Origin of the sequence: Pseudomonas sp. UBA6315 (assembly GCF_002438125.1) — a bacterium.
GTDB lineage: Bacteria > Pseudomonadota > Gammaproteobacteria > Pseudomonadales > Pseudomonadaceae > Aquipseudomonas > Aquipseudomonas faucium.
Window position 1 is genome coordinate 1 of record NZ_DJTF01000130.1, and the last position, 5,281, is coordinate 5,281.

At 67.2% G+C, this 5,281-nt stretch carries 5 protein-coding genes; 4 read left to right on the forward strand and 1 reads right to left on the reverse strand.

Annotated elements, in window-relative coordinates:
* Positions 1-132: 132 nt before the first annotated feature.
* A complete protein-coding gene (locus B3E94_RS15075; RefSeq protein WP_286914126.1) occupies positions 133-987 on the reverse strand; it encodes a LysR substrate-binding domain-containing protein in 855 nt (284 codons plus the stop codon).
* A 135-nt stretch (positions 988-1,122) separates the two neighbouring features.
* Here B3E94_RS15075 and B3E94_RS15080 point away from each other — a divergent pair, with 135 nt between their 5' ends.
* From B3E94_RS15080 to B3E94_RS15095, 4 genes are read left to right on the forward strand one after another with little or no spacing between them, the layout of a single operon-like run.
* Positions 1,123-2,163, forward strand: a complete 1,041-nt coding sequence (locus B3E94_RS15080; protein WP_286914127.1) for an agmatine deiminase family protein — start codon at positions 1,123-1,125, stop codon at positions 2,161-2,163.
* Complete coding sequence (aguB, locus tag B3E94_RS15085; RefSeq protein ID WP_286914128.1) at positions 2,160-3,056, forward strand: N-carbamoylputrescine amidase; 897 nt, start codon at positions 2,160-2,162, stop codon at positions 3,054-3,056. Before B3E94_RS15080 ends, aguB begins: the two co-directional genes overlap by 4 nt.
* Before the next feature lie 2 nt (positions 3,057-3,058).
* Positions 3,059-4,144 carry an extracellular solute-binding protein gene (locus B3E94_RS15090; protein WP_286914129.1) on the forward strand — a complete coding sequence of 362 codons (1,086 nt, stop codon included), beginning with the start codon at positions 3,059-3,061 and terminating at the stop codon, positions 4,142-4,144.
* Between the two features lie 3 nt (positions 4,145-4,147).
* Positions 4,148-5,251 carry an agmatine deiminase family protein gene (locus B3E94_RS15095; protein WP_286914130.1) on the forward strand — a complete coding sequence of 368 codons (1,104 nt, stop codon included), beginning with the start codon at positions 4,148-4,150 and terminating at the stop codon, positions 5,249-5,251.
* The last annotated feature ends 30 nt before the right edge of the window (positions 5,252-5,281 follow it).

The following is a 5,281-nucleotide window of genomic DNA, read 5'->3' on the forward strand; positions in this document are numbered from 1 at the left end:
CTGTACCTCGTCAGGTTTATGCTGGGGAAGCGCCGCCAAGGGGCGCTTCCGATTGATCAGAGGGTGAGACTACCCCCGCAGGTTATCCGACACATATTACGGGCTGATCGGGGGGATTCAAAACTGCCCGCGTCATTCCTGGCCCAGCGCGCCCTTGAGCCATTCGAGAAATTGCCTGGCCAGCGGGTCGCCCTGGCTGTCGCGGTGCACCAGGCAGGCCCAGGCCGGGCCTCGCACGCGCTGCGCCGACAGCGCCTGCAGCAGCCCTTGCTGCACTGCCCGGCGGGCCAGCAGCTGGCTGACCAGGGCAACGCCCAGCCCTTCGCTGGCGGCATCCAGCAGCAGGCCCGGGTCGGAGAAGTTCAGCCCCTTGCCCTGCTGGCCGACATCCTCGCCCCCTTCCAGCTGCCAATGGCTCCAGTCCATCTCGCGCTCGCCGTGCAGGGTGGTGCGGCCAGGGGCCGTGGCCAGCGAGGGGTGGCAGGCCGGGTAGAGATGATCCTGGTGCAGCACGCTGAAGCTGCATTCGGCCTGGGCGCTGAGGTCATCACGGATGGCCAGGTCGATGGTCTCGGTGGCCATGTCCGGCACCTCGAAGCTGGTGAACAGCCACAGGTCGACCTCTGGGCAGCGCTGATGGAAATCGGCCAGGCGTGGCAGCAGCCAATGCCGGGCGAATGCCGGCGTGGTGTTGACCACCAGCTGGTTGGGCTTGCGGTACTGGTCGAGGCGGCGAATGCCCACTGCCAGGTGCTGCAGCAGCGACTGGGTGGTGCTGAGCAGGTCGTGGCCGGCATCGGTCAGGCTGACGCTGCGGCCACTGCGGTAAAACAGCGGCTGCTCCAGGTAGGTTTCCAGGCTGCGGATCTGTTGGCTGATGGCCGACTGGGTGAGGTTCAGCGCCTCTGCCGCCTTGTGGAAGCTGCCCAGCCGCGCGGCAGCTTCGAAGCCTCTGAGGGCATTGAGGGGTGGCCAGTGTTTGAGCATGATCGATAAGCCCTGCTAATCAGATATGCGCTAAATCTATCGTTTGTCGCTGCCGCTTCATAGCCATAGCATGGTCACCAACACCCGCGACGGCGGGCTTCGTTGATAAAAATCCTTAATAGATCGGAGTTCTCTATGGACCTGTCCCTCGACAGCGGCTGGCGCATGCCTGCCGAATGGGCCCGCCACGCTGCCACCTGGATGATCTGGCCGCACAACCAGGCCCTGTGGGAAAGCGGCTGGCAGGTGAGCCTGGCCGACGTGCAGCGCGATTTTGCCCGGGTGGCCGCCGCCATCGCTCGCTTCGAGCCGGTGAAGATGGTCGTCGACCCTGCAGCCCTGGCCAGTGCCCGCGCCCTGTGCGGCAGCAACATCGAACTGATCGAGCTGGCCGTCGATGACAGCTGGTGCCGCGACAGTGGCCCCAGCTTCATCTGCCACCCACAGCATGGCCTTGCCGGCCTGAGCTGGCGCTTCAACGCCTGGGGCGGCAAATCCGCCCACGGCCTGGACCGCAGCCTGGGCAGGCGCATCCTCGACCACCTGGGCCTGGACGGCTTCAGCACCGCCTTGTGCAATGAAGGCGGCGCCATTCACGTGGACGGCGAAGGCACCTTGATCACCACCGAATCGGTGCTGCTCAACCCCAACCGCAACCCCGGCATCAGCAAGGCCGAATTCGAGCGCTGCTTCGCCCGCCACCTGGGCATCCGCAAGACCATCTGGCTGCCCGGCGACCCGCAGTACGTCACCGGCGACATGACCGATGGCCATGTGGACGGCGTGTGCGCCTTCGCCCGCCCCGGCGTGCTGCTGGTCGATGCCACCCATGACCAGGGTTCGGTATACGCCGAAGTGGTGCGGGAAAACCGCCGCGCCCTGGAGCTGGCCAGCGATGCCCAGGGCCGCCGTTTCGAACTGCTCGACCTGTACGAAGCCAGCGCCGCAGTCGACCCGGATGCCGAGGTGTTCTGCGCCTCCTACACCAACTTCTACCTGGCCAACGGCGCAGTCATCATGCCGGCCTATGGTATTGCCGCCGACGACGCTGCCGCCGCGCAGCTGGCCCACGCCTTCCCGGATCGGGAAATCGTGCCGGTGCGCATCGACCATATCGCCCACGGCGGTGGCGGCATCCACTGCATCACCCAGCAGCAACCCGAGGTGCAGCCATGAGCCTGCTGCGCATCGCCACCACGCAGATGCCGTGCAGCTGGAACCTGCCGGACAACCTCGAGCGCGCCGAGCAGCTGGTGCGCCAGGCCGCCGCCCAGGGCGCCCAGGTGATCCTGCTGCAGGAGCTGTTTGCCACGCCCTACTTCTGCATCGAACAGGACCACCGCCACCAGGCCCTGGCCCAGCCCTACGCCGACAGCCCGATCCTGCAGCGCTTCGCCGCGCTGGCCGGCGAGCTGGGCGTGGTGCTGCCGCTGAGCTGGTACGAACGGGCCGGCAATGCCTTCTTCAACTCGCTGACCGTCGCCGATGCCGACGGCCGCCTGCTCGGGGTCTACCGCAAGACCCACATCCCCAACGCCATCGGCTACCAGGAGAAGGAATACTTCAGCCCAGGCGACACCGGCTTCAAGGTCTGGGACACCGCCTTCGGCCGCCTGGGCATCGGCATCTGCTGGGACCAGTGGTTCCCCGAAACCGCGCGCTGCCTGGCGCTGCTGGGCGCCGAAGTGCTGCTGTTCCCCACCGCCATCGGCTCCGAGCCCGGCGCCGCCGAGCTGGACTCGCGCGACCACTGGCAGGTTGCCATGCGCGGCCACGCCGCCGCCAACCTGCTGCCGGTGGTGGCGGCCAACCGCGTCGGCGAGGAAGTCGCCGGCAGCGACCCCGGCCTGTCCATGCGCTTCTACGGCTCGTCGTTCATCTGCGACCACAAGGGCGCGCTGCTGGAACAAGCCGACCGCAACAGCAGCGGCATCTGGCTGCACGACCTGGACCTGGCGCGCATGCGCGAGGACCGCCTGAGCTGGGGCATCTACCGCGACCGGCGCCCGGACATGTACTCGCCGCTGCTGACCCTGGACGGCAACCACTCCCACCTTGCGAGGGCCTGACCATGAAACTGCCTCACCTGGCGGCACTCGCCCTGGCCCTGTGCACCGCCCACGCCCAGGCCGAGCAGCCGACGCTGCGCCTGTACAACTGGGCCGACTACTTCGCCGCCGACACGCTCAAGCAGTTCACGGCCGAAACCGGCATCCAGGTGATCTACGACGTGATGGACGGCAGCGAAGTGCTCGAAGCCAAGCTGATGTCCGGGCGCAGCGGCTACGACCTGGTGTTCCCCGGCGACACCGTGGCCGAGCGCCTGATGCGTGCCGGCAGCCTGCAGAAACTGGACCGCAGCCAGCTGCAAGCGCTGGACGACATCGACCCTGGCCTGCGCAAGCTGCATGACCAGTACCCCAAGGCCAGCCAGGCCACGGTGCCCTACACCTGGGGCACCATCGGCCTGACCAGCAATGCCGGCATGATCCGCCAGCGCATGCCCGATGCCCAGCTGGACAACCTCGACTTGCTGTTCAAGCCGGAACTTGCCGCCAAGTTCGCCGACTGCGGCATCTCGATCATCGACTCGCCCGACGAAGTGCTGGCCGTGGTGCTCAACTACCTGGGCCGCGAACCGCGCAGCGCCAAGCGCGAAGACCTGGCCGCGGCCAGCGAACTGCTCAAGGCGGTGCGCCCGTACATCCGCAAGTTCCAGTCGCAGCCGGTGACCGAGCTGGTCAACGAGAACCTGTGCCTGTCGCTGGGCTACAGCGGCGACGTGATCCAGGCCCAGCGCACCGCCGAGGCCGCCGGCAAGCAGCTGGACTTCCAGTACCGCGTGCCGCGCCAGGGCACCACGGTGTGGATGGACACCATGGCGATACCTGCCGATGCCAAGCACCCGGAATACGCCTATCGTTTCATCAACTTCGTCATGCGCCCGCAGAACATGGCCGCGATCAGCAACTTCACCGGTTACCCCACGGCCAGTGCCAAGGCGCGCGAGGCGGTCGAGCCGCGGCTGCGTGACAACCCCGATATCTACCTCGACGAAGCCACCTATGCCCGGCTGATCCCGGGCCGCGACATCCCCCAGGCCGATATGCGCGCGCGCATGCGGGTGTGGACGCGCTTCAAGACTGCACAGGACTGACCCATGCCAAGCCGTAGAACCTTCCTGCAACTGTCACTGGCCGCAGGCCTGGGCGCCAGCCTCGGCTTGCCCCTGGGTCTGGCCCGCGCCGACCAGGCGGGCCGCTGGTTCATGCCCGACGAGGGCGAGCCGCAACAGCGCGCCTTCATCGCCTTCGCCGCCCAAGACGCCATCTGGGAGGACTTCACCGCCGACGTGCAAGCGGCCCTGGGCCGCATCGCCCAGGCCATTGCCCGCTACCAGCCAGTGACCGTGTTCTGCCGCGAAAGCGAGCGCGCGCTGGCCGAGCGCCACTGCGCCAGCGCCAACACCCAGTTCGTCACCTGTGCGCTGGATGACATCTGGATGCGCGACATCAGCGCCAACTTCGTCGTCGACGAGGGCGATGGCCTGGCCGCGGTGGACTTCAACTTCAACGGCTGGGGCAACAAGCAACGCCACCGCAACGACGCCCAACTGGCCAAGCGGGTGGCCGCCCTGGCCGGCGCGCGCTACCAGCGCAGCGAGCTGGTGGGCGAAGGCGGCGCCATCGAGGTGGACGGCCACGGCACCGGCATCATGACCGAGAGCAGCTGGATCAACGCCAACCGCAACCCCGGCTGGAGCAAGGCCGAGGTCGAAGCCGAACTCAAGAAGCGCCTGGGCCTCGACAAAATCATCTGGCTGCCGGGCATCGCCGGCGAGGACATCACCGATGGCCACGTGGACTTCTATGCCCGCTTCGTGCGGCCGGGCGTGGTGATTGCCAACCTCGACAACGACCCCGAATCCTTCGACTACGAGGTCACGCGCAAGCACCTGGAGATTCTCAAGAAGGCCACCGATGCCGAAGGCCGGGCCTTGCAGGTGCACCTGGTGTCGCCGCCAACGCGCGGGCGGCGCAACAGGTTCAGCAAGAGCGCCGATTTTGCCGCTGGGTACATCAACTACTTCGTCATCAATGGCGCCGTCATCGCCCCGCAGTTCGGCGATGCCCAGGCTGATGAGAAGGCCCGGGCGCTACTGGCCGCGCTGTATCCGGGGCGCAAGATCGTGCAGCTGGACATCGATGCGATCGCCGCAGGTGGCGGGGGCATTCATTGCGTCACCCACCAGTGCCCGGCCTAGCAGGCAGGTCTGGCCTCTTCGCGGGGCAAG

Excerpts from the sequence above, each read along its gene's own strand:
- B3E94_RS15090 (WP_286914129.1), top strand. The coding sequence starts at position 3,059 with ATGAAACTGCCTCACCTGGCGGCACTCGCCCTGGCCCTGTGCACCGCC.
- B3E94_RS15080 (WP_286914127.1), top strand. The coding sequence starts at position 1,123 with ATGGACCTGTCCCTCGACAGCGGCTGGCGCATGCCTGCCGAATGGGCC.
- B3E94_RS15075 (WP_286914126.1), bottom strand. The coding sequence starts at position 987 with ATGCTCAAACACTGGCCACCCCTCAATGCCCTCAGAGGCTTCGAAGCT.
- B3E94_RS15095 (WP_286914130.1), top strand. The coding sequence starts at position 4,148 with ATGCCAAGCCGTAGAACCTTCCTGCAACTGTCACTGGCCGCAGGCCTG.
- aguB (WP_286914128.1), top strand. The coding sequence starts at position 2,160 with ATGAGCCTGCTGCGCATCGCCACCACGCAGATGCCGTGCAGCTGGAAC.